The sequence below is a fragment of the Streptomyces sp. NBC_00096 genome (assembly GCF_045041305.1).
Classification (GTDB): domain Bacteria; phylum Actinomycetota; class Actinomycetes; order Streptomycetales; family Streptomycetaceae; genus Streptomyces.
On the sequence record NZ_CP108221.1, the window covers coordinates 1,723,049 to 1,743,909 of the forward strand.

The 20,861-nt window shown below is 72.5% G+C and carries 18 protein-coding genes; 6 read left to right on the forward strand and 12 right to left on the reverse strand.

From position 1 onward, the window contains the following. Nucleotides 1–38: 38 nt before the first annotated feature. The 3 genes from OG904_RS07145 to ureA are packed head-to-tail and all read right to left on the reverse strand — an operon-like array spanning nt 39 to nt 3,708. Nucleotides 39–1,076: an agmatine/peptidylarginine deiminase gene (locus OG904_RS07145; protein ID WP_405488481.1), complete on the reverse strand. Its 1,038-nt coding sequence runs from the start codon at nt 1,074–1,076 to the stop codon at nt 39–41. A 29-nt stretch (nt 1,077–1,105) separates the two neighbouring features. Further along, nucleotides 1,106–2,848, reverse strand: coding sequence for an urease subunit alpha (locus OG904_RS07150; protein ID WP_405488483.1), 1,743 nt, complete (start codon nt 2,846–2,848; stop codon nt 1,106–1,108). Beyond that, complete coding sequence (gene ureA, locus OG904_RS07155) at nt 2,845–3,708, reverse strand: urease subunit gamma (protein ID WP_405488485.1); 864 nt, start codon at nt 3,706–3,708, stop codon at nt 2,845–2,847. The genes OG904_RS07150 and ureA overlap by 4 nt, the downstream gene beginning before the upstream one ends. A gap of 156 nt (nt 3,709–3,864) precedes the next feature. Between ureA and OG904_RS07160 the strand changes: the two genes are divergently transcribed. After that, nucleotides 3,865–5,298 carry a cytosine permease gene (locus OG904_RS07160; protein ID WP_405488487.1) on the forward strand — a complete coding sequence of 478 codons (1,434 nt, stop codon included), beginning with the start codon at nt 3,865–3,867 and terminating at the stop codon, nt 5,296–5,298. A gap of 84 nt (nt 5,299–5,382) precedes the next feature. On the opposite strand, the gene OG904_RS07165 is transcribed toward OG904_RS07160, so the two are convergent. The 4 genes from OG904_RS07165 to OG904_RS07180 all read right to left on the reverse strand — a co-directional run bounded on the left by OG904_RS07165 (nt 5,383) and on the right by OG904_RS07180 (nt 9,106). Further along, complete coding sequence (locus OG904_RS07165; RefSeq protein ID WP_405488489.1) at nt 5,383–6,471, reverse strand: branched-chain amino acid aminotransferase; 1,089 nt, start codon at nt 6,469–6,471, stop codon at nt 5,383–5,385. A gap of 234 nt (nt 6,472–6,705) precedes the next feature. After that, on the reverse strand, nt 6,706–7,746 hold the full coding sequence (locus tag OG904_RS07170; protein WP_405488491.1) for a 3-isopropylmalate dehydrogenase: 1,041 nt from the start codon (nt 7,744–7,746) through the stop codon (nt 6,706–6,708). Nucleotides 7,747–7,829: 83 nt separating this feature from the next. Beyond that, nucleotides 7,830–7,964: a hypothetical protein gene (locus OG904_RS07175; protein WP_405488493.1), complete on the reverse strand. Its 135-nt coding sequence runs from the start codon at nt 7,962–7,964 to the stop codon at nt 7,830–7,832. Nucleotides 7,965–8,224: 260 nt separating this feature from the next. Next, nucleotides 8,225–9,106 (reverse strand): LysR family transcriptional regulator, encoded by an 882-nt coding sequence (locus OG904_RS07180; RefSeq protein WP_405488495.1) that lies wholly within the window; start codon nt 9,104–9,106, stop codon nt 8,225–8,227. 101 nt (nt 9,107–9,207) lie between these two features. Between OG904_RS07180 and OG904_RS07185 the strand changes: the two genes are divergently transcribed. Both OG904_RS07185 and OG904_RS07190 read left to right on the forward strand, forming a co-directional pair. After that, complete coding sequence (locus OG904_RS07185) at nt 9,208–10,221, forward strand: NADP-dependent oxidoreductase (RefSeq protein ID WP_405488497.1); 1,014 nt, start codon at nt 9,208–9,210, stop codon at nt 10,219–10,221. Between the two features lie 119 nt (nt 10,222–10,340). Further along, nucleotides 10,341–12,371, forward strand: coding sequence for a phosphocholine-specific phospholipase C (locus OG904_RS07190; RefSeq protein ID WP_405488499.1), 2,031 nt, complete (start codon nt 10,341–10,343; stop codon nt 12,369–12,371). 103 nt (nt 12,372–12,474) lie between these two features. On the opposite strand, the gene OG904_RS07195 is transcribed toward OG904_RS07190, so the two are convergent. Beyond that, complete coding sequence (locus OG904_RS07195; RefSeq protein ID WP_405488501.1) at nt 12,475–13,044, reverse strand: GNAT family N-acetyltransferase; 570 nt, start codon at nt 13,042–13,044, stop codon at nt 12,475–12,477. A 129-nt stretch (nt 13,045–13,173) separates the two neighbouring features. Between OG904_RS07195 and OG904_RS07200 the strand changes: the two genes are divergently transcribed. Together OG904_RS07200 and OG904_RS07205 are read left to right on the forward strand one after the other, a co-directional pair. Further along, nucleotides 13,174–13,875: a nitroreductase family protein gene (locus OG904_RS07200; protein WP_405488503.1), complete on the forward strand. Its 702-nt coding sequence runs from the start codon at nt 13,174–13,176 to the stop codon at nt 13,873–13,875. A 60-nt stretch (nt 13,876–13,935) separates the two neighbouring features. Further along, complete coding sequence (locus OG904_RS07205; RefSeq protein ID WP_405488505.1) at nt 13,936–14,859, forward strand: zinc-binding alcohol dehydrogenase family protein; 924 nt, start codon at nt 13,936–13,938, stop codon at nt 14,857–14,859. A 94-nt stretch (nt 14,860–14,953) separates the two neighbouring features. Here OG904_RS07205 and pruA read toward each other — a convergent pair whose 3' ends face one another. Next, nucleotides 14,954–16,585 (reverse strand): L-glutamate gamma-semialdehyde dehydrogenase, encoded by a 1,632-nt coding sequence (gene pruA / locus OG904_RS07210; RefSeq protein ID WP_405488507.1) that lies wholly within the window; start codon nt 16,583–16,585, stop codon nt 14,954–14,956. Nucleotides 16,586–16,636: 51 nt separating this feature from the next. After that, nucleotides 16,637–17,563, reverse strand: a complete 927-nt coding sequence (locus OG904_RS07215) for a proline dehydrogenase family protein (RefSeq protein ID WP_405488509.1) — start codon at nt 17,561–17,563, stop codon at nt 16,637–16,639. Between the two features lie 202 nt (nt 17,564–17,765). Between OG904_RS07215 and OG904_RS07220 the strand changes: the two genes are divergently transcribed. After that, the gene (locus OG904_RS07220) at nt 17,766–19,214 is read left to right on the forward strand and encodes a PucR family transcriptional regulator (protein ID WP_405488511.1); all 1,449 of its coding nucleotides are present in this window, start codon (nt 17,766–17,768) and stop codon (nt 19,212–19,214) included. 147 nt (nt 19,215–19,361) lie between these two features. Here OG904_RS07220 and OG904_RS07225 read toward each other — a convergent pair whose 3' ends face one another. After that, nucleotides 19,362–20,123 (reverse strand): SDR family NAD(P)-dependent oxidoreductase, encoded by a 762-nt coding sequence (locus OG904_RS07225; RefSeq protein WP_405488513.1) that lies wholly within the window; start codon nt 20,121–20,123, stop codon nt 19,362–19,364. A 1-nt stretch (nt 20,124) separates the two neighbouring features. After that, on the reverse strand, nt 20,125–20,841 hold the full coding sequence (locus OG904_RS07230) for a DUF4386 domain-containing protein (protein ID WP_405488515.1): 717 nt from the start codon (nt 20,839–20,841) through the stop codon (nt 20,125–20,127). Between the last annotated feature and the right edge of the window lie 20 nt (nt 20,842–20,861).

Here is a 20,861-nt window from a genome sequence, read left to right on the forward strand (position 1 = left end):
GCCCACTCCTCGTTCGGGTCCGAGCTCTGTCCTGGAGGTCAGACCTTCGGCTGCTGCTGGGTGATGCAGTGGATACCGCCACCCCCGGCGAAAATCGTACGTGCGTCGACGAGCGTCACGGTCCGCTCGGGGAAGAGACCCCGGAAGATCTCCGCGGCCTCCTCGTCGCGCGGGTCGTCGAAGGCGCACAGGACCACGCCGCCGTTGCACAGGTAGTGGTTGATGTAGGAGTAGTCGACCCACTCCCCGTCCTCTTCCAGCACGGTCGGCGCCGGGATCTCCACGACCTCCAGCTGCCGGCCCCGCGCGTCCGTGGACGCGCGCAGGATGGCGGCGATGGTCTTGCCGCGCTCGTGGTCCGGGTGGGCCGGGTCGGGCTGGCTGTGGACCATGACCACGCCGGGGCGGGCGAAGGCCGCGACGATGTCCACGTGGCCCTGGGTGCCGTAGGTCCCGTAGTCGCCGGCCAGGCCGTACGGGAGCCAGATCGCCTTCGTGGTGCCCAGGTGGGCGTGGATCTCGGCCTCGACCTGCTCGCGGGTCCAGTCGGGGTTGCGGCCCTTGCCCAGCTGCACGGTGTCGGTGAGGAGCACGGTGCCCTCGCCGTCGACGTGGATGGCGCCGCCCTCGTTGACCAGCGGGGTGCTGTACGTACGGGTCCCGGCGAGGTCCGAGACGGCGCGGGCGATCTTCGAGTCGTGGTCCCAGCGGGCCCACTCCTGGGCGCCCCAGCCGTTGAAGGTCCAGTCGACGGCGGCCAGCTCGCCGGCGTCGTTGGTGACGAAGGTCGGGCCGATGTCGCGCATCCAGGCGTCGTCGAGTGCGCGCTCGACGAGCTCGACGTCCTCGCCCACGACCGCCCGGGCGCTCTCGGCGTCACCGGGCGAGACGACGAGGGTCACGGGCTCGTAGGTGCGCACCGCGCGGGCCACGGCGCCCCAGGCCTCGCGGGCCTCGGCGAGCTCCTGCTCGTTGGTGAAGGTGGGGTTCGGGCTGGGCCAGGCCATCCAGGTGCGCTCGTGGGGGGTCCACTCGGCAGGCATCCGGAATCCGTCGTTCACGGGCTTCGCAGTCATGGCAGGAGGTCCTTAGAGGATGTGCTGACTTACAGGAAGTACAGGCGGTTGAGGGAGACCGAGTCGGCGGCTTCGGAGCGCAGCGGTTCCCCGTCGAGGGAGACGAGGCCGCTGCGCGCGTCCACATCGACCGCGCCCACCCGGGAGTTGAGCAGGAGGTTCCCGGGCCCGATGCCCCGGGTGCCGCGGACGGCGACCCGGCGCCTGCGCGTCGGCATCTCGTCGCTGCCCAGTGCCGCCGCGGCGGCCGAGACGAAGGCGACGGAGATGTCGGCCGCGGTGGCCCCGTACGAGCCGAACTGCGGTCCGAGGACCAGCGGCTCGCAGGTGTCGGTGGCGGCGTTGGGGTCGCCGGTGACCCCGTAGGCCGGGAAGCCCGACTTCAGGACCAGCTGCGGTTTGGCGCCGAAGAACTGCGGGCGCCACAGCACGATGTCGGCGAGCTTGCCGACCTCGATGGAGCCGATCTCGTGGGCCAGGCCGTGGGCGATGGCCGGGTTGATGGTCAGCTTGGCCATGTAGCGCAGCACGCGGGCGTTGTCGTCGCCCTCGCCGTCGCCGTCCAGCGGGCCCAGCTCGCCCTTCATCTTGGCGGCCATGGCGAAGGTGCGGCGGATGGTCTCGCCCGCGCGGCCCATGCCCTGGGCGTCGGAGGAGGTGATGCCGATCGCGCCCAGGTCGTGCAGCACGTCCTCGGCGCCCATCGTGCCCGCGCGGATCCGGTCACGGGCCATGGCGGCGTCGCCGGGCAGGTCGACCTTGAGGTCGTGGACGGAGACGATCATGCCGTAGTGCTCGGCTACCGCGTCGCGGCCGAAGGGCAGGGTGGGGTTGGTGGAGGAGCCGATGACGTTCGGCACTCCGGCCATCTTCAGGACGTTGGGGACGTGGCCGCCGCCGCAGCCCTCGATGTGGAAGGCGTGGATGGTCCGGCCGTCCAGGACCCGCAGGGTGTCCTCGACCGACAGGCACTCGTTCAACCCGTCGCTGTGCAGGGCGACCTGCACGTCGTACTCCTCGGCCACGCGCAGGGCGGTGTCCAGGGCGCGGGTGTGGGCGCCCATGTCCTCGTGGACCTTGAAGCCGGAGGCACCTCCCTCGGCGAGCGCCTCGATCAGCGGGGCCGGGTCCGAGGAGGAACCGCGGGCCAGGAAGCCGATGTTGACGGGCCAGGCGTCGAAGGCGTTGAAGGCGTGCTTCAGCGCCCACGGGGAGTTGACGCCCACACCCCAGACCGGGCCGAACTCCTGGCCGATGATCGTGGTGACGCCCGCGGCGAGCGAGGCCTCCATGATCCGCGGGGAGAGCAGGTGCACGTGCGTGTCCACGGCGCCCGCGGTGGCGATCATGCCCTCGCCGGAGACGATCGAGGTGCCGGTGCCGACGACCACGTCGACCCCGTCCAGGGTGTCGGGGTTGCCGGCCCGGCCGATCGCGTGGATGCGGCCCTCGCGGATGCCGATGGAGACCTTGCGGACGCCGAGGACGGCATCGATGACCAGCACGTTGCTGATCACCACGTCGCAGGTGTCACGGACGGCCGCGGCCTTGAGGTGCAGTCCGTCACGGGCCGTCTTGCCGAACCCGGCCAGGAACTCGTCCCCGGGCCGCTGCGCATCGGACTCCACCCGGACCGTCAGGCCGGAGTCCCCGAGGCGGACCCGGTCCCCGGCGCGGGGGCCGAAGACGGAGGCGTACTCGTGCGGGTCGATGTGCCGGCTGCCGGGGGCGCAGTGCGCGCTGTGGTCGGTGTGGGGGGTCTGCCGGCTCATGCGGTCGTCCCTTCCGGGCGGTCGTCGGCATCGGCCTGGGCGGCCGGGCCGGCGGGGGTGATCGGGGAGGCCGGGGTGATCGGGGAGGCCGCGCCCGCCGGGGTGATCGGGGAGGCCTGGGCCGCCGGGGAGGCCGGCGAGGCCTGGGCCGCCGGGGAGGCCGGAGCCCCGCCGTCCCGGGCGGCGCCCAGGTAGCCGCAGGCCGCCGCCCGCTCCAGCGCGAGGGACTTGGCGCCGGGGGCGTCCAGCGGTCCGTCCACGAGCCCCGCGAAGCCGATCGCGATGCGGTCCCCGCCGATGGGGACGAGGCCGACCTCGCCCTCGCCGTGCGGATCGAACCGTACGGACGAGCCCGCCGGTACGCACAGCCGCATGCCGTAGGCCGCGGCGCGGTCGAAGTCGAGGCGCGGGTTGGCCTCGAAGAAGTGGAAGTGGGAGGTGACGCTGACCGGCACGGGGGCGGTGTTGCGCACGTGCAGGTGGACGGTGGGCTCCGGCTGGGGGGCGCCGGGTCCGGGCACGACCGCGCCCGGGGCGTGCTCGCCCAGGCCCACGGCCCCCCGGATCGGGGAGGAGACCACCGCGAGGCGGGATCCGTCGTCGAAGACGGCCTCCACGTGGACCTCGGTGACCACGTCACTGACGCCCGCCAGGACGTCGTCGGGGCCCAGCACGGAGCGGGCCTCCTCGATGGCCTCCGCCAGCCGCTTGCCGTCGCGCGCGGCCTCGCAGACCGTGTCCGCGATGAGCGCGGTGGCCTCCGGGACGTTGAGCTTGAGTCCGCGGGCCCGCCGGGCCCTGGCCAGTTCCGCAGCGCTGCGGAGCAGCAGCCGGTCGCGCTCCGTAGGGGTCAGCCGCACGCCGATCCACCACCCTTTGAGTCGATGGGTTAGAGCATCACTCTAACTCTTCATTTCACTGCAATGAAGCATTGACCTGAGACCTGGGCTTAGGTCACATTGAGTGTCGCTCAAACATTGCATCGCCACCCGCCGCCCTGCCAAGGGAGTCCCCCCATGCCCATCGAACAGCGCGGAGTCGACACCATCCCGGAGGAGGAGCGGACGAGCGGTCCCCGTGACCTGATCTCGATCCTCCTCGGCTCCAACCTCTGCCTCGGTGTGATCGTCTTCGGCTGGCTGCCCCCGTCCTTCGGACTGGGGCTGTGGCCGTCGGTCACCGCCATCGTGACCGGCACCGTCGTCGGCATCGCCTTCACCGCGCCGCTCGCGCTCGTGTCCCTGCGCACGGCCACCAACCTCTCCACCTCCAGCGGCGCCCAGTTCGGCGTGCGCGGCCGGCTCGTCGGCTCGGTGGTCGGCCTGCTGCTCTCCCTCGGCTACACCGCGCTGACCCTGTGGATAGGCGGCGACGTGATGGTCGGCGCCCTGTCCCGGCTCACCGGGCTGCCCGACACGGGCCACTCCCGGGCCGTGATGTACGGCGTGCTCGCCGCGTGTACCGTCGTCGCGGCCGTCTTCGGCTACCGGCTGCTGCTGCGCATGAGCAAGCTGCTCTCCATCGGCATGGTGGTCCTGCTGGCGATCGGCGTGCTCGCCTACGCCCCCGACTTCACCACCGCCGCCCCGCCGGAGACCGCGTACCTGCTGGGCTCCTTCTGGCCGACCTGGCTGCTCGCCGCCGTCGCCGCCGGACTCAGCGGCCCCGTCGCCTTCATCACCCTGCTCGGGGACTACACCCGCTACATCTCCCCCCACCGGCACAGCCCCCGCAAGGTGCTCCGCTCCACCGGGCTCGGCCTGCTCATCGGGCTGCTGATCCCGCAGCTCTTCGGCACCTACACGGCGCTCGCCGCCCGGGCCGGAGCCGAGTACGCCGGACCGCTGGTCGACGCCGCGCCGTTCTGGTACCTGGTCCCGCTGCTCGCCGCCGCGGCCGCCGGCTCGGTCGGCAACGCCGGGCTGATGCTCTATTCCATGGGCCTCGACCTCGACGCCATCGTCCCCAAGGCCACCCGCACCACCGCCACCGTGATCGCCGCGGTCGTGGCCACCGCCTTCGTGTTCGTCGGCTCCTTCGAGTGGGACGTGCAGTCCGCGATGACCTCGTTCGTCCTGCTGCTGACCGCGATCGGCACCCCGTGGGCCGTGATCACCCTGATCGGCTACGTCCGCTGCCGCGGCCACTACGACGCCGACGCGCTCCAGGTGTTCAACCGCCGCTCCAGGGGCGGGGTCTACTGGTACCGCGGCGGCTGGAACCTCCGCGCCACCCTCTCCTGGGCCGTCGGCGCGGGCGTCGGCCTGCTCGCCGTGACCACCCCCTTCTACGAGGGCCCGCTGCTGGCCCTGACCGGCGGAGTGGACTGCTCCTTCGTCCTCTCCGGCCTGGCCGGCGGCCTGGTCTACACGGCCCTGACCGCCCGCACCGCCCCGGCCACGGCGCCCGCCGCCGGCGCTGCCGCCGCCGAGGAGCCGGTGGCCGCGTAGCCCCGTAGGCCCCCCCGTACGTACGAAGGCCCGCGCCCCCCGTGATCCGGGGGCGCGGGCCTTCGTACGAACGGCCTGCGGGCTCTAGCCGAGCGGGTGCATCCAGCCGTGGGTGTCGGCGGTGTGGCCGGTCTGGAGCTCCAGGAGGGCCTTGCGGAGCTTCATGGTGACCTCGCCGGGCTCGCCGTCGCCCTGGGTCCAGTTGGCGCGCTCGGACTTGACCGAGCCGACCGGGGTGATCACGGCGGCGGTGCCGCAGGCGAAGACCTCGGTCAGGGTGCCGTTCTCGTTGTCGCGCTTCCAGTCCTCGGTGGTGATCCGGCCCTCTTCGGCGGTGTAGCCGAGGTCGCGGGCGATGGTGAGGAGGGAGTCGCGGGTGATGCCGGGGAGGAGCGAGCCGGTGAGCTCGGGGGTGACGATGCGGTCGCCGTACACGAAGTACAGGTTCATCCCGCCCATCTCCTCGATCCAGCGGTGCTCGACCGCGTCGAGCCAGACCACCTGGTCGCAGCCGTGCGCGGCGGCCTGGGCCTGCGCGACGAGCGAGGCGGCGTAGTTGCCGCCGGTCTTGGCGGCGCCGGTGCCGCCCTTGGCCGCGCGGACGTACTCCTCGGAGAGCCACACGGAGACGGGCTTGACGCCACCGGGGAAGTAGGCGCCGGCCGGGGAGGCGATGACGATGAAGAGGAACTCGTTGGCCGGGCGGACGCCGAGACCGACCTCGGTGGCGAACATGAACGGCCGCAGGTAGAGCGAGGCCTCGCCGGAGTCAGGAACCCAGGCGCGGTCCTGCTTGATCAGGGCGTCGCAGGCGGCGATGAACAGCTCGGCCGGCAGCTCCGGCATCGCCATGCGGCGGGCGGAGGACTGGAAGCGCTCGGCGTTCGCCTGCGGGCGGAAGGTGGCGACGGTGCCGTCGGGCTGCTTGTAGGCCTTGAGGCCCTCGAAGATCGTCTGCGCGTAGTGCAGGGTCATGTTCGCCGGGTCCATCGACAGCGGCGCGTAAGGGACCAGCTCCGCGTCGTGCCAGCCGCGGCCCTCGGTCCACTTGACCGTCACCATGTGGTCGGTGAAGTGGCGGCCGAAGCCGGGGCTCGCCAGGATCGCGTCGCGCTCCGCGGCGGACAGGGGGTTCGAGGAGGGCTTCAGCTCGATCGTGGGCGTCGTCGTCATGAGTGCTTGTCCTTCACCGGTTGTGTATGGCGGACCGCGCTCACGGCGTACTAGGACGTCCGAGCTTCCCCGTATTCCGCGGCCTCGCGTTCGATTATCGCGCGGGAGGAGGCTTCGGTGAAACGGGGTGAAATGCGGCCCAGGGGAGATGGTGGCACCCGGGGGCCGCACAGGAAAAGCCGCCGGGTGCGGTGGTCGCGACCCGGCGGCTTCCTGGAAGTGGGGGCTACCGGGTCAGCCGGCTACTCGAGCGGCGAGTGCGTCGCCGATCGCGTCGGTGGAGCGGAAGGTGCCGTCGCGCTCGGCGAGGTCGGCGGAGACCGCGTCCTCGATGCGGACGGCCTGGTCCTCGTAGCCGAGGTGGCGCAGCAGGAGGGCGACCGAGAGGATCGTCGCGGTCGGGTCCGCCTTGCCGGTGCCGGCGATGTCCGGGGCCGAGCCGTGGACGGGCTCGAACATGGACGGGAAGGCGCCGGTCGGGTTGATGTTCCCGGAGGCGGCCAGGCCGATTCCGCCGGTCACGGCGGCGGCCAGGTCGGTGAGGATGTCACCGAAGAGGTTGTCCGTGACGATGACGTCGAAGCGCTCGGGCTGGGTGACGAAGAAGATCGTCGCGGCGTCGACGTGCAGGTAGTCGGTGGTGACCTCGGGGTACTCCCGGCCGACCTTGTCGAAGGTGTTCTTCCACAGGTGGCCGGCGTAGACGAGGACGTTGTTCTTGTGGACCAGGGTCAGCTTCTTGCGCGGGCGGGCGTTGGCCCGCTCGAAGGCGTCACGAACCACTCGCTCGACGCCGTACGCCGTGTTGACGCTGACCTCGGTGGCCACCTCGGCCGGGGTGCCGGTGCGCAGGCTGCCGCCGTTGCCGGTGTACGGGCCTTCGGTGCCCTCGCGGACCACGACGAAGTCGATCTCCGGACGGCCGGCGAGCGGGGTGGCCGTGTTGGGGAAGAGCTTCGAGGGGCGCAGGTTGATGAAGTGGTCGAAGGCGAAGCGGAGCTTCAGCAGCAGACCGCGCTCCAGGACGCCCGACGGGACCGAGGGGTCGCCGATGGCGCCCAGCAGGATCGCGTCGTGGTGCTTGAGGGCTTCGAGCTCCGCTTCCGGGAGGGTTTCACCGGTGCGGTGCCAGCGCTGGGCGCCGAGGTCGTATTCCTTGGTCTCCAGCTTCACATCCTGGGGCAGGACCGCGGTAAGGACCTTGAGGCCCTGAGCCACGACTTCCTGGCCGATGCCATCACCGGGGATCACTGCGAGATTGATGCTGGTCGACATGGTGGAACCGTACTCCCTGTCCCACCCCTCAGACATATTGCGTCCATCATGTGGACGCAATATGTCCGGGGCCGGGCTCGTGCTCAGTGGCCGGTCGAGCCGCCGTTGTCACGGCGGTCCAGGGCTCGCTGCAGGGCGGCGGCGGCGTTCTTGCGGTCCGCGTCGGCGGCGGAGGAGCGGCGGGGCCGGCGGGTGGAGTTGGTGGGGGTGTGCGTCATGGTGATCGACTCCTTGAGATCACGGCGTGGCGGGGCCACGGATGAGGGGTTCCTTCAAGGCGCCGGAAGAGGCGGGGAGCGGTGCGCGGCAAGGGTTGCCTGCCATGGGGCGCGCGCTCTCGACCGCCATTCGCCGGATCGGCGAGACGTTCGGCTTCTACAAAGTAGGCCAGCTCCCGCTGTATGTCTCCGCAATTACTCGGACTTCCTACTATCTGAGACGCACAAGCCCTCGAACGAGCCCTGCGCAGGGTTCCGTTTTATGCCGTGGCGGAACGAAGTTCCCTGATCAGAGCCCTGACCATCAGGGTGGCAGCTGATTCCGGTGTGGTGACGTATCCCACCTGTCTCACCGGCCCCGCCAGACCCAGACCGGTGATGTCGACGGCCCCGTCCGCCTCCCGCAGCGACAGCTCCGGCAGGATCGCCATGCCGAGCCCGCGGCCGACCATGGTCAGCACCATCCCGTCGTCCTCCGCCTTGACGGTGGCCCGCGGGATCCAGTCCTGCTCCTGCCACCAGGCCCGGGTGTAGGAGCCGCAGTTCTCGTCCCAGTCCAGCAGCGGCAGCGCCCTCGGGTCCGGATGCCCGGCCGGGTGCACCAGGGCGTACGCCTCCTCCAGCAGCACCCCGGCGAGCAGGCCGGGCGGCAGGTCCTGGCCGCCGCCCAGGGTCGCGATGCCGAGGTCCGCGCGGCCCGCGGCGACCTCCCCGGCCGTGCCCGCGCCGAGCTCGCGCACCACCCGCACCTCCGGGCGGACGCCGGGGTGACGGGCGGTGAGCCGCTCCAGGGCGGGTGGCAGCAGATGCAGGGCCGCGCTGCGGAACGCGGCGATCCGCAGTACGCCGTCCAGCGTCGCCGGGTCGCCGGCCCGGCCCGCGCCGCGCGCCTCCGCGCCCATCACCTCGTGGAGCCGCAGGATCCGGCGGGCGTGGCCGACGGCCCGCTCCCCCGCCGGGGTGGGCGAGGCGCCGGTGCGGCCGCGCTCGAAGAGCACCGCTCCGAGCTTGGCCTCGCTGCCGCGCACCGCGTGCGAGACCGCGGACTGGGTGAGGCCGAGGACGGCGGCCGCGGCGGTGAACCCGCCGGCCTCGGCGACGGCGACCAGGATCCGCAGTTCCTGCGGGAGCAGCTCGGCCACGGGGGCCCTCACCTCGTTCTATGAGCGCGATTCATGGATGTGCGGGTTCCATGAACCCAACCCCCTGCCCGGGCCGGCGATTCCCTCCTAGCGTCCTCGCCATGACCGAGAACACCGCTCACGCCGTCCACCAGATCGCCCGCCCGACCGGCTTCCCCGCCGCCTCCGACTTCACCTACGTCGAAACCTCCGTCCCGCGGCCGCGCCCCGGCACCGCCCTGGTGGAGAACCTGCTGCTCTCCGTGGACCCGTACCACCGCGGGCTGATGGACGGCGGCGAGGGCGGCTTCGAGCTCGGCACCCCGCTGGAGGGCCGCTCGGTGGGCCGGGTCACCGCCTCCCGCGACCCCGGCCTCGCGGAGGGCGACCTGGTCTTCCACCGCGCGGGCTGGCGCACCCACGCGCTGGTCACCCTGGGCGTCGACGGCACCCGCAAGCTCCGCGGCCACGAGGGCGTCCCGCTGGAGGCGTACCTCTCCATCCTCGGCGGCACCGGCCTGACCGCGTACGCCGCCCTGACCCGGACCGCGGCCCTGCGCGAGGGCGAGGACCTCTTCGTCTCGGCCGCGGCGGGCGGGGTCGGCACGGCCACCGGCCACATCGCCCGGCTGCTCGGCGCCCGCCGGATCATCGGCAGCGCCGGTTCGGCGGCGAAGGTGCGCCACCTCACCGGGGTCCTCGGCTTCGACGCGGCCTTCGACTACCACGACGGGCCGGTCGGCGAACAGCTCGCCGAAGCCGCCCCCGACGGCATCGACGTCTACGTGGACAACGTCGGCGGGGACCACCTGGAGGGCGCCATCGACGTGCTGCGCGAGTACGGGCGGATCGCCTGGGTCGGCGGGATCTCGATGTACAACGGCGACCGCTCCCCCGCCGCGCCCCGCAACCTCTTCGAGGTCGTACACAAGTCGCTTCGCCTGGAAGGGGTATTGGTTCGCAATCACACCAATCTGCAGGACGAGCTGGAGGACCTCCTCGTCCCGTCCCTGCGAAGTGGCCGGATAAGTACCGACACCACCGTTGTCCAGGGATTCGATCACACGGTGGATGCCTTCCGGGGCATGCTCCGAGGAGACAATCTGGGCAAGATGCTCGTACGGGTCGACCACTGAATCCAGCCACCCGGATGTTCACCGAGTTCTTACCGCACGGATGTAGACCTTTGGCGCGGCTACCGCCACTCTTGCCGTCAATGTGCCAGCGGGGCACTTGAGTTGGAGGCGAGTAGCCAGTGACACCGATCAGCCGCAGAGGATTCGTGGGAATCGGCGCCGGGCTGATGGCAGGCGCCGCCCTGCCCGCGATCGCGCCGACCTCGGCGGCCGCCGCCGCGGCGTCCGGCACGATCACCGACGTGAAGCACGTGGTGATCCTGATGCAGGAGAACCGCAGCTTCGACCACTACTTCGGCAGGCTGAAGGGTGTCCGCGGTTTCAGCGACCGCGCCGCCGGCAACATCCCGGGCGGCTGGGGCACCTTCAACCAGCCCAACTGGGGCGGCCGCCAGTACCCGTGGAAGCTCAGCTCCACCCCCGCGGTCGGCGGCGTGGACGGCGAGACCCTGGCCCAGTGCAACGGGGACCTCCCGCACAGCTGGACCTCGCAGCACGCGGCCTGGAACAAGGGCCGCATGGACAACTTCGTCACCGGCGTCGGCAACACCCGCACCCTCGGCTACCTCGACCGCGGCGACATCCCCTTCCACTACGGCCTCGCCGACAACTACACCATCTGCGACGCCTACTTCTGCTCGACGCTGAGCGCGACCGGCCCCAACCGCACCTTCCTGTGGAGCGGCAAGGTGGACGCGGGCAGCAAGGACGGCGGCGACGAGTCCGGCCTGACCTGGGAGACGTACGCGGAGGCCCTCCAGCGGGCCGGGATGAGCTGGAAGGTCTACCAGAACGCCCAGGACAACTACGGGGACAACGGGCTCGCCTACTTCAAGAAGTTCACGGACGCCGCCCCCGGCAACCCCCTGTGGGACCGGGGCATGGGCTCCGTGCCGAAGGTCACCGGCTCCACCCCGGACGACATCGCCGCGGCCATCCGCGCGGACGTGGTCGCCGGCACCCTCCCGCAGGTCTCCTGGGTCGTGGCGAACGAGGCCTTCTCCGAGCACCCGTACGCCCCGCCCGGCGACGGCGCGCACTTCGTGGACCTGGTCTACCGCGCGCTCTCGGCCAACCCGGAGGTCTTCGACTCCACCGTCCTCTTCCTCAACTACGACGAGAACGACGGCTTCTTCGACCACGTCCCGCCGCCGATCGCCCCGCCCGGCACCCCCGGCGAGTACATCGACGGCACCCCGATCGGGCTCGGCTTCCGCGTCCCGATGATCGTGATGTCCCCGTGGACCCGCGGCGGCTGGGTGAGCTCGGAGGTCTTCGACCACACCTCCGTGCTGCGCTTCATGGAGACGTGGACGGCCGCCCTGGGCACCCCGGCCACCTGTCCGAACATCAGCGCGTGGCGCCGCAAGGTCACGGGCGACCTGACGGGCGTCTTCGACTTCGCGCACCCGGTCTACGGGGTCCCCGCGGGTCTCCCCTCCACCGCCAAGGTCATCGGCCAGGCGACCTGCGGCCCGCTGACCAACCCGGCGCCGCAGGACAACGCGCAGCCGGTGCAGGAGGCCGGTACGCGGCCCGCGCGGGCCGTTCCGTACCAGGTCAACGGGAACCTGGACCGCTTCGAGTTCGGGGCGGCCGGCAAGATCCTGGCCTGGTTCTCGATGACGAACGCGGGCGCGGAGGCGAAGCAGGCGGCGCACTTCTCGATCCACCCGCACCAGTACCGGGACACGGCCGCCTGGCAGTACACGGTGGACGTCGGCGCCACCTCGACGGACTACTTCAACATCGGCACCGGCAGCGGCTCCGGCAAGTACGACATCTCGATGTACGGGCCCAACCGCTTCCTGCGCCGCTTCATCGGCGACGCCTCGAAGGCCGGCAAGTCGATCGAGGTCGCGGCCCGTTTCGCGGTGGAGCCGGGCACCGGCAAGACGGCCGTCTACTTCAAGATGACCAACTCCTCCGCCTCGCCGGTCAGCTTCACCATCCGCCCGAACGCCTACCGCACGGACGGCCCGTGGACGTACACCGTCCCGGCGAACTCCTCGCGCGAGGACTACTTCAACGCGGTGGCCTACAGCAACGGCTGGTACGACTTCACGGTGCTCGCCGACTCCGACGGCACCTGGTCGCGCCGCTACACGGGCCACATCGAGTCGGGCGCGCCGAGCATCTCGGGCTCCTAGCCACCAGGGCCCGTCGGCCACGGCGCCGGAGCACAGGAGCACAGGAGCACAGGAGCTCCGGAGCCCTAGAGCCGTGGAGCCGTGGCCGACGGGCCCTAGAGCCCTAGAGCACGTCACCGTCCCGCCAGTCGAAGCGGAGCGGCCCGGCGGTGGGGTCGAGCAGCACCCCACCGCCCGGCGGGACCCACACGTACGTGGACCCCTCCTCGTCGGCGAGCCGCTCGGGCCCCCCGGGTCCGAGCACCCCGATCTCCCCGCCCCACACCTGCCAGCCGCGCCCGGCGTACAGCGCGGCCCCGGCGGCGGAGGCACTGAGCGCCCCGAGCACGTAGGCCCGCGCGACGACTCCCTCCAGCGCGTCCATCACCCGCCCGCCGAGCCCGCACCGCCGCCGGTCGCCCCGCACGGCCACGGCCTCGACGTACCCGGTGCGCAGTGCCCGCCCGGCGTGCACGACCCGCCGCTGCACGACGCTCCCGTGCGCGACGAGCTCCCCGCCCTCGTGGACCAGCGCGTGCATCCCGCCGAGCGCGTGCTCGAAGTCCTCCTCCGAGAAGTCCCCGCCGAAGGCCCCGTCGAGCAGCTCTCGCACCCGGCGGAGCTCGCCGTCCGCGAGCTGCGAGGTGTGCCGCAGCAAGGTCCCCCGTACCGCCTCCGCGTCCCAGTCAGCCATGCCGGGACCGTACCAAGCGGGCTCCGTCCGGCGCCGTCTCCGGTATGCGGACGTGCGGTGGCGCTCACCGGCCGGATTCGGCCGACGCGGGTCTGGCGGTCTGGACCACTGCCTCGGCAGACTCGCCGCATGTCTCCCGATACCCAGCAGTGGACCCCGATCCACGGCCAGCCGTACCGCCCCGCCCCCTACCGGCCCGAGCGGATGCCGGCCCGGGAATCCCTCGCGCGTGCCGCCGAGTTGCGCTCGCGGATGGACGAGCGCAGGACCGTACGCCACTTCTCCCCCGACCCGGTGCCCGAGCAGGTGGTGCGGGACGCCATCGCGTGCGCCGCGACCGCGCCCTCGGGGGCGCACCAGCAGCCGTGGACCTTCGTCCTCGTCAAGGACCCTGCCGTACGGCGGCAGATCCGTGCGGCCGCCGAGCAGGAGGAACAGCTGTCCTACGACGGCCGCCTCGGCGACGAGTGGCTCGCGGCCCTGCGCCCCATCGGCACGGACGCCGTCAAGACCCACCTCACCGACGCCCCGGCGCTGATCGTGGTCTTCCAGCAGCGGTACTGGCTCGGCGAGGACGGTACGAAGCACAAGCACTACTACGTGGACGAGTCGGTCGGCATCGCGGTCGGCATGCTCCTGTCCGCCCTCCACCTGTCCGGCCTGGCCGCCCTGATCCACACGCCGAGCCCGATGCGCTTCCTCTCCCACGTCCTCGACCGCCCCGGGAACGAGAAGGCCTTCGCGGTCATCCCGGTCGGCTACCCCGCCGACGACTGCGAGGTCCCGGACCTGGTCCGCAAGTCCCTGGACCAGGTCATCGTGGAGGTCTAGCGAGCCGTCGGGGCTCGGTTACCGTGGGGCCTCGCGCAAGATCAACAACGGGAGGTCCACTTGCTCCGCATCCGCTACGAGGTCAACGGCGGCCCCGAAGTCCTCTTCGCCGAGGACGTCGCGGTACCCGCTCCGGGACCCGGTGAGCTGCTCGTGCGGACCGAGGCCGTCGGGGTGACCCTGCCCACCGTCCGCAAGGTCCGCGAGGGCAGCGGGCCCACGCCGTTCGGCGGCGAGGTCGCCGGACGCGTCGCCGCCACCGGCGAGGGGGTCACCGCCTTCGCCGTCGGCGACCGCGTCACGGGGCTGTGCTTCGCCGACGCCTACGCCGAGTTCGCGGTCCTGAACGCCACGATGACCTCCGCGGTCCCGGACGGCGCGAGCGCCGTCGAGGCGGTCGCACTGGTCCGCAGCGGGCTGGTGGCGCGCGGCGCCTACGAGGCCGCGCACGTCCGGCCCGGGGAGTCGGTGCTGGTCACCGCGGCCGCCAGCGCCGTGGGAACGCTCGCCCTCCAATTCGCCAGGGCCGGCGGGGCGGGCCGCGTCGTCGCCGCCGTCAGCAGCGCCGACAAGGCGGGGTTCGTACGCGGCCTCGGCGCCGACGAGGTCGTCCTGTACGGGGACCCCGAGTGGGGAGCGCCGTACGACGTGATCCTCGACGGCGTCGGCGGCGACCTGCTCGGCCCCGCCGTACGGGCCCTGGCGACCGGCGGCCGGCTGGTGGCCTTCGGCTCCGGCGGCGGCACGGTGGAGGCGTACGAGCTGCTGCTGCGCGGCGCCTCGGTGATCGGCTTCCAGATGCGGGCCGTGGCCACCGGCCGGCCCGAGCTGTACGAGCGCTGGCGGCGCGAGCTGTGGGAACTGCGCGGGGCGGGCACCCTGCGCACCGCCGTGCACGAGGAGATCCCCCTCGCCGAGGCGGCCCGGGCGCACGCGGTGATCGAGCAGCGCCGCAACCTGGGCAAGGTCGTGCTGGTCCCGTAGGACCGGGAACAGCCGGAAACGGCCGGGAACCGGGACCGCCCCCGCTCCGGACTTGGGGGTACCGGAACGGGGGCGGGGTTCAGCGGGGCGCGGTTCAGCCCATGTGGGGGTAGCCGTACTCGGTCGGCGCGACCAGGGTCTCCTTGATGGAGCGGGTCGAGGTCCAGCGCATCAGGTTCGAAGCGGCGCCGGCCTTGTCGTTGGTGCCCGAGGCGCGGCCGCCGCCGAAGGGCTGCTGGCCGACGACGGCGCCGGTCGACTTGTCGTTGATGTAGAAGTTGCCCGCCGCGAAGCGGAGCTTCTCCATCGCGTCGGCGGCCGCGTAACGGTCGGCGGCGATGATCGAGCCGGTCAGGGCGTAGGCCGAGACGGACTCCATCTGCGCGAGCATCGCGTCGAATTCGGCGTCCTCGTACACGTGGATCGCCAGGACCGGACCGAAGTACTCGGTCGTGAAGACCTCGTTCTCCGGGTCGGTGCACGCGATGACGGTCGGGCGGACGAAGTAGCCCTCCGAGTCGTCGTACGTGCCGCCCGCGACGATCTCGCAGGTCGGGTCCGCGGCGGCACGGTCGATCGCGGCCTTGTTCTTCGCGAAGGACCGCTCGTCGATGACGGCGCCGATGAAGTTCGTCAGATCGCGGACGTCACCCATGGAGATGCCGTCGACCTCGGCCGCGAAGGCCTCCTTGAAGCCGTCGTTCCAGATCGAGGCCGGAACGTAGGCGCGCGAGGACGCCGAACACTTCTGGCCCTGGTACTCGAAGGAGCCACGGGTCAGGGCGGTCTTCAGGATCGCGCGGTCCGCGGACGGGTGCGCGACGACGAAGTCCTTGCCGCCGGTCTCGCCGACCAGGCGCGGGTAGGACTTGTACGTCTCGATGTTGGTGCCGACCGTCTTCCACAGGTACTGGAAGGTCTTGGTCGAACCCGTGAAGTGGATGCCCGCGAGATCGGGGTGGGTCAGCGCCACGTCGGAGACGGCGATGCCGTCGCCCGTCACCAGGTTGATGACGCCCTTCGGCAGGCCGGCCTCCTCCAGGAGCTCCATGAGGAGGACCGCGGAGTGGGTCTGCGTCGGGGACGGCTTCCACACGACCACGTTGCCCATCAGCGCGGGGGCGGTCGGCAGGTTGCCGGCGATGGCCGTGAAGTTGAACGGCGTGATCGCGTAGACGAAGCCCTCGAGCGGGCGGTGGTCGCTGCGGTTCCACACGCCGGCGGAGTTCGCGACCGGCTGCTCGGCCAGGATCTGGCGGGCGAAGTGGACGTTGAAGCGCCAGAAGTCGACGAGCTCGCACGGGGTGTCGATCTCGGCCTGCTGCGCGGTCTTCGACTGGCCCAGCATGGTGGACGCGGCCAGCTTCTCGCGCCACGGGCCGGACAGCAGCTCGGCGGCGCGCAGGATGATCGCGGCGCGGTCGTCGAAGGACATCGAGCGCCAGGCCGGGGCGGCGGCGAGGGCGGCGTCGACGGCCTCCTGGGCGTCGTCCCGGGTGGCGTTGGCGTAGGTGCCGATGACCGACTTGTGGTCGTGCGGCTGCACGACGTCGAAGCGCTCGCCGCCGCCCATCCGCTTGACGCCGTTGATCGTCATCGGGAGGTCGATCGGGTTCTCGGACAGCTGCTTCAGCTGCGTCTCGAGGCGCGCGCGCTCCGGGGTGCCGGGGGCGTACGAGTGGACCGGCTCGTTGACCGGCACGGGGACCTGGGTTACGGCGTCCATGGGGCTGGAACTCCTTGAGCTGGGGGATGGGCCTTGAGCTAGCGGGAGGGGCTAGTTCTTGGTGATCATCGAGCGGAGGAAGAAGAGGAGGTTGGCCGGCTTCTCCGCGAGGCGCCGCATGAAGTAGCCGTACCAGTCGGTCCCGTACGCCGTGTAGACGCGCATCCGGTGGCCCTCGGCGGCCAGCCGCAGGTGCTCCTCGCTGCGGATGCCGTACAGCATCTGGAACTCGTACTCGTCGAGCTTGCGTCCCGCCTGCCGGGCGAGCTCCTGGCCGATGGCGATCAGGCGCGGGTCGTGGGACCCGATCATCGGGTAGCCCTCGCCCTCCATCAGGATCTTCATGATGCGGACGTACGCCTTGTCGATCTCGGCCTTGTCCAGGTACGCGACCTCGGCGGGCTCCTTGTAGGCGCCCTTCACGATGCGCACGCGGCTGCCGGCGGCGGCCAGGCGCCGGGCATCGGCCTCGGTGCGGAAGAGGTACGCCTGGATCACGCAGCCGGTCTGCGGGAACTCGCGGCGCAGCTCCTCGTGGATGGCGAACATCGAGTCGAGGGTGGTGTGGTCCTCGGCGTCCAGGGTCACGGTGGTGCCGATGGCCGCGGCGGCCTCGACGACCGGGCGGACGTTGGCGAGGGCGAGCTCGTGGCCGCCCTCCAGCGCCTGGCCGAACATCGACAGCTTCACCGACATCTCGACGGTCTCGCCGAGGCCCAGGTGGGCGAGCTGCTCGACCAGCTGGAGGTACGCGTCGCGCGCGGCGTGGGACTGCTCCACGGTGGTGATGTCCTCGCCGACGACGTCGAGGGTCACCTCCAGGCCCTTGCTCGTGAGGTCCTCGACGATCGGGATGACCTGGTCGACCGTCTCACCGGGGATGAACCGGGTCACCACGGGCTTGGTCACCGGGGCGGCAGAGACGATTCGGCGCATCTTGTCGCTGCGCGAGGCGGCGAGGATCGCGGGACCCAGCACGGGGGACCTCCAACGGGTGGCTGGCAGAAGCAGACATACGGCCCACGCCGGGACGGCGAAGGCCATAAGGAAAACGCAAGTAAAACCACCGTGAAACCTAGGGATCTCCACGATCCTCTGCCATCGACAGCTGTCACGCATCCGTGGCCGGGATCTCATACATCTGTCTGAAGAGCCGGTCCGGGGGTGGGAGAATGTGCGCGTGAAGGGCGATTACCAGGACCTGGTGGACGAGATCTCGGCGCTGCTCGGCGCTCCGGCGACGCTGGAGAACCGGGACTTCCGCCTCATCGCCTTCGGCGCGCACGACAGCGACGACGATCTGGCGATGGATCCGGTACGGACCCGCTCGATCCTGACCCGCCAGTCGACGGCCGCCGTCCGCTCCTGGTTCGAAGGCTTCGGCATCGCCCGCGCCACCGGACCGGTCCGGATCCCGGCGGCCCCGGACGCCGGGGTCTTCCGGGGCCGGATCTGCCTGCCGGTGCGCTACCGGGGGATCGTCCAGGGCTACGTGTGGCTCCTCGACCAGGAGCCCGGCCCCGACGCGGGGGCGCTGGCCGCGGCCATGGAGGTGGCCCAGCGGATCGGGCTGCTGCTCGCGGAGGAGGCCCGGGCGGGGGCCGACCTGTCGCGCGAGTTCCTCGCCGTTCTCACCGCCGGGCGCGGCTGGCAGCAGGACATGGCGGTGGCCGCGCTGCGCGTGGCGCTCGGCCCCGGCGCCGACGGACCCCACGCGGCGGTCTGCGTGAGCCCGTGGCCCGGGGAGGCCCCGGCTTCGGTCCCGGGGGCGGCGGCCGTGTGCGTGGCCCCCTGGCGGGGAGCCGGCGAGGAGGAGAGCGACCCCGCGGCGCGGGACCCCGACGGGCCGGCCGGCCCGGGGCGCCAGGTGCTGGCGGTCCTGATCCGGCTGCGCGGCACGGACCCGCTGGCTCCGGCCCTGACGGCGATCTCCCGGCTGATGCCCCGCGCGGCCGGGGCGGGCACGGCGGGCCCCGGGGCGGGCACGGCCAGGCCCGGGGTGGGCGGCCCGGGCTCCGGAGCGGGCGGCACGGGATCCGGGGTCGGCACGGGCTCCGGGGTCGGCACGACCAAGCCCGGGGTGGGCGGCGCGGCCGCCGTGGCGGGCACGACCAAGCCCGGGGCGGGCGGCGCGGGCTCCGCGGTGGGCGGCGCGGGCTCCGGCTGGACGGCGGCCGGAACAGGTGCCGGGACGGCGGCCGGGGCTCCCGCCGGGACGACCGCCGGGGTGTCGGATCCCGTGCGGGCGCTCTCGGGACTCCCCGCGGCCTGGCGGCAGGCCGCCTCCGCCGCGCGGGCCGCCGCCGCGCAGCCCCGGCTCGGGCCGGTCGCGCAGTGGTCCGCGATCGGGCCGTACCGGATGCTGGCCTCCGTGGCCGGGGAAGCCCTGCACGACCCGGTGGCCCGCGCCCTGCTCGGCCCGGCCAACCCGGAACTGGCCCGGACCGCCGAGGTGTTCCTGGACTGTGCCGGCCAGGCGGGCCGCGCGGCGGCGGCCCTGGGCATCCACCGCCAGACCCTGTATTACCGCATCTCCCGCGTGGAGCAGCTGACCGGCCTCGACCTGGACGAGGGCGAGGACCGCCTGCTCCTCCACATGGCCCTCAAGGCGGCCCGGCTCCACGGCTGACCGGTCCGCGGCCCGGGAACCGCCCCGCCGGGGCCGCCGGCCGGCTGCCCGGTCCGCCCGCGCCGGTCCGGGGGTCACTCCGTGATCCGACCGCCCGCGCCGGTCCGGGGGTCACCCCGTCATCCGACCGCCCGCACCGGCCGGGGCTCACCCCGTGATGCGGCCGCCCGCCACGTCCAGGGTGATGCCGCTGAGCCAGGACGCGCCGTCCGAAGCGAGGAAGAGCGCGCAGGCGGCCACGTCCCGCGGGAGGCCGAGGCGGCCCAGCGGGTGGGCCCGCGCCAGCTGTTCGCGTACCCCGGCCGGGATCTGGACGGCCGACCGCTCGGTCAGGATCACCGAAGGCGCCAGGCAGTTGACCCGGACCCCGCGCGGGCCGGCCTCGGTCGCCAGGTGCCGGGTCAGCATCACCAGGCCCGCGCTGGCGACCCCGTAGGCGAGGTTCGCCCCACTGGGCTGGCGCCCCGCCGCCGAGGACATGGTGATCACGCTGCCGCCGCCGCGCTCCAGCATGCCGGGCAGGAAGGTCCGTACGGTCAGGAAGGCGGAGGTGAGGTCCGCGTCCAGGACCTCGCGCCAGCGCTCCTCCGTGAGTTCGGCGCTCGGCACGGGCCGGCCCTGACCGCCCGCGAAGGCGGCCAGTACGTCCACCGGGCCCAGCCGTCGCCCGCTCTCCTCGGCGACCCGGGCCAGGGCCGCGGAGTCGGTGACGTCGGCGGCCACGGACATCGCCGTACCGCCCTCGGCGGTGATCGCGCCGACCACTGCGGCCAGGGCCGCCTCGTCCCGCCCGACGACGCAGACCCGGGCCCCCTCGGCGGCGAAGGCGTGGGCGGTGGCGGCGCCGATGCCCCGGCTGCCGCCGGTGACGACGACCGTACGGCCGTGCAGTTCGGGGTAGCGCGTCATCTCAGCGCACCCCCGCCCGGCCGAGGCCGTGCCGGGTCCGCGGGAGCTTCACCGCGGCCCACACCAGCCAGACCAGCCCGCCGAAGCGCACCACGGGCAGCAGGTACTGGAACCCGTCCACCACCAGCCCGAGCAGGGCCAGCATCCCCGCGGCGGCCAGCACCAGCCCGGCCCAGGCCAGGGGCCGGGGCAGCAGACCGGCGATCAGCCCGGGTACGGCGACCCCGGCCAGCAGGAGGGCGAACATGGCGGCGTACGCGGGCCCGCCGGCGAAGAAGGCCAGGTCGGCCAGGGCCCGCGCGAGATCGGGTCCGGCGCCCTGCCCGAGCCGGGCCCCCGCCCAGCCGGACATGGCGCTCAGCATCAGCGCCGCCGCGGCCAGCACCCCGCCGGCCAGGGTGATCGCCGATCCGGGAGCGGTGATGCCGAGCGCGCGCAGCCGCCGGTAGAGGACGGCCGCGACCAGGGCCATCGGAACCGCCGAGCCGAGGAGCAGGAAGGCACCGAGCTCGGCGGTGGTCCGGTGTCCGGTGGCGTACCGCAGGACCTCCAGGCCGGTGGCGTCGGGGTGCGGGGTGGCCCGGTTGAGGACCACGTAGGCGATGGTCAGGCCGGTGAGGGCCAGTACGGGCGCCAGCAGGGGCGGCCCGGCCTGGGGGCCCCGGCCGGGGCGGTCGGGGCGTTCGGCCGGGTCAGCGGGGGTGGGTGCGGTGGTCATGGCGTTCTCGTCTCCTCGCC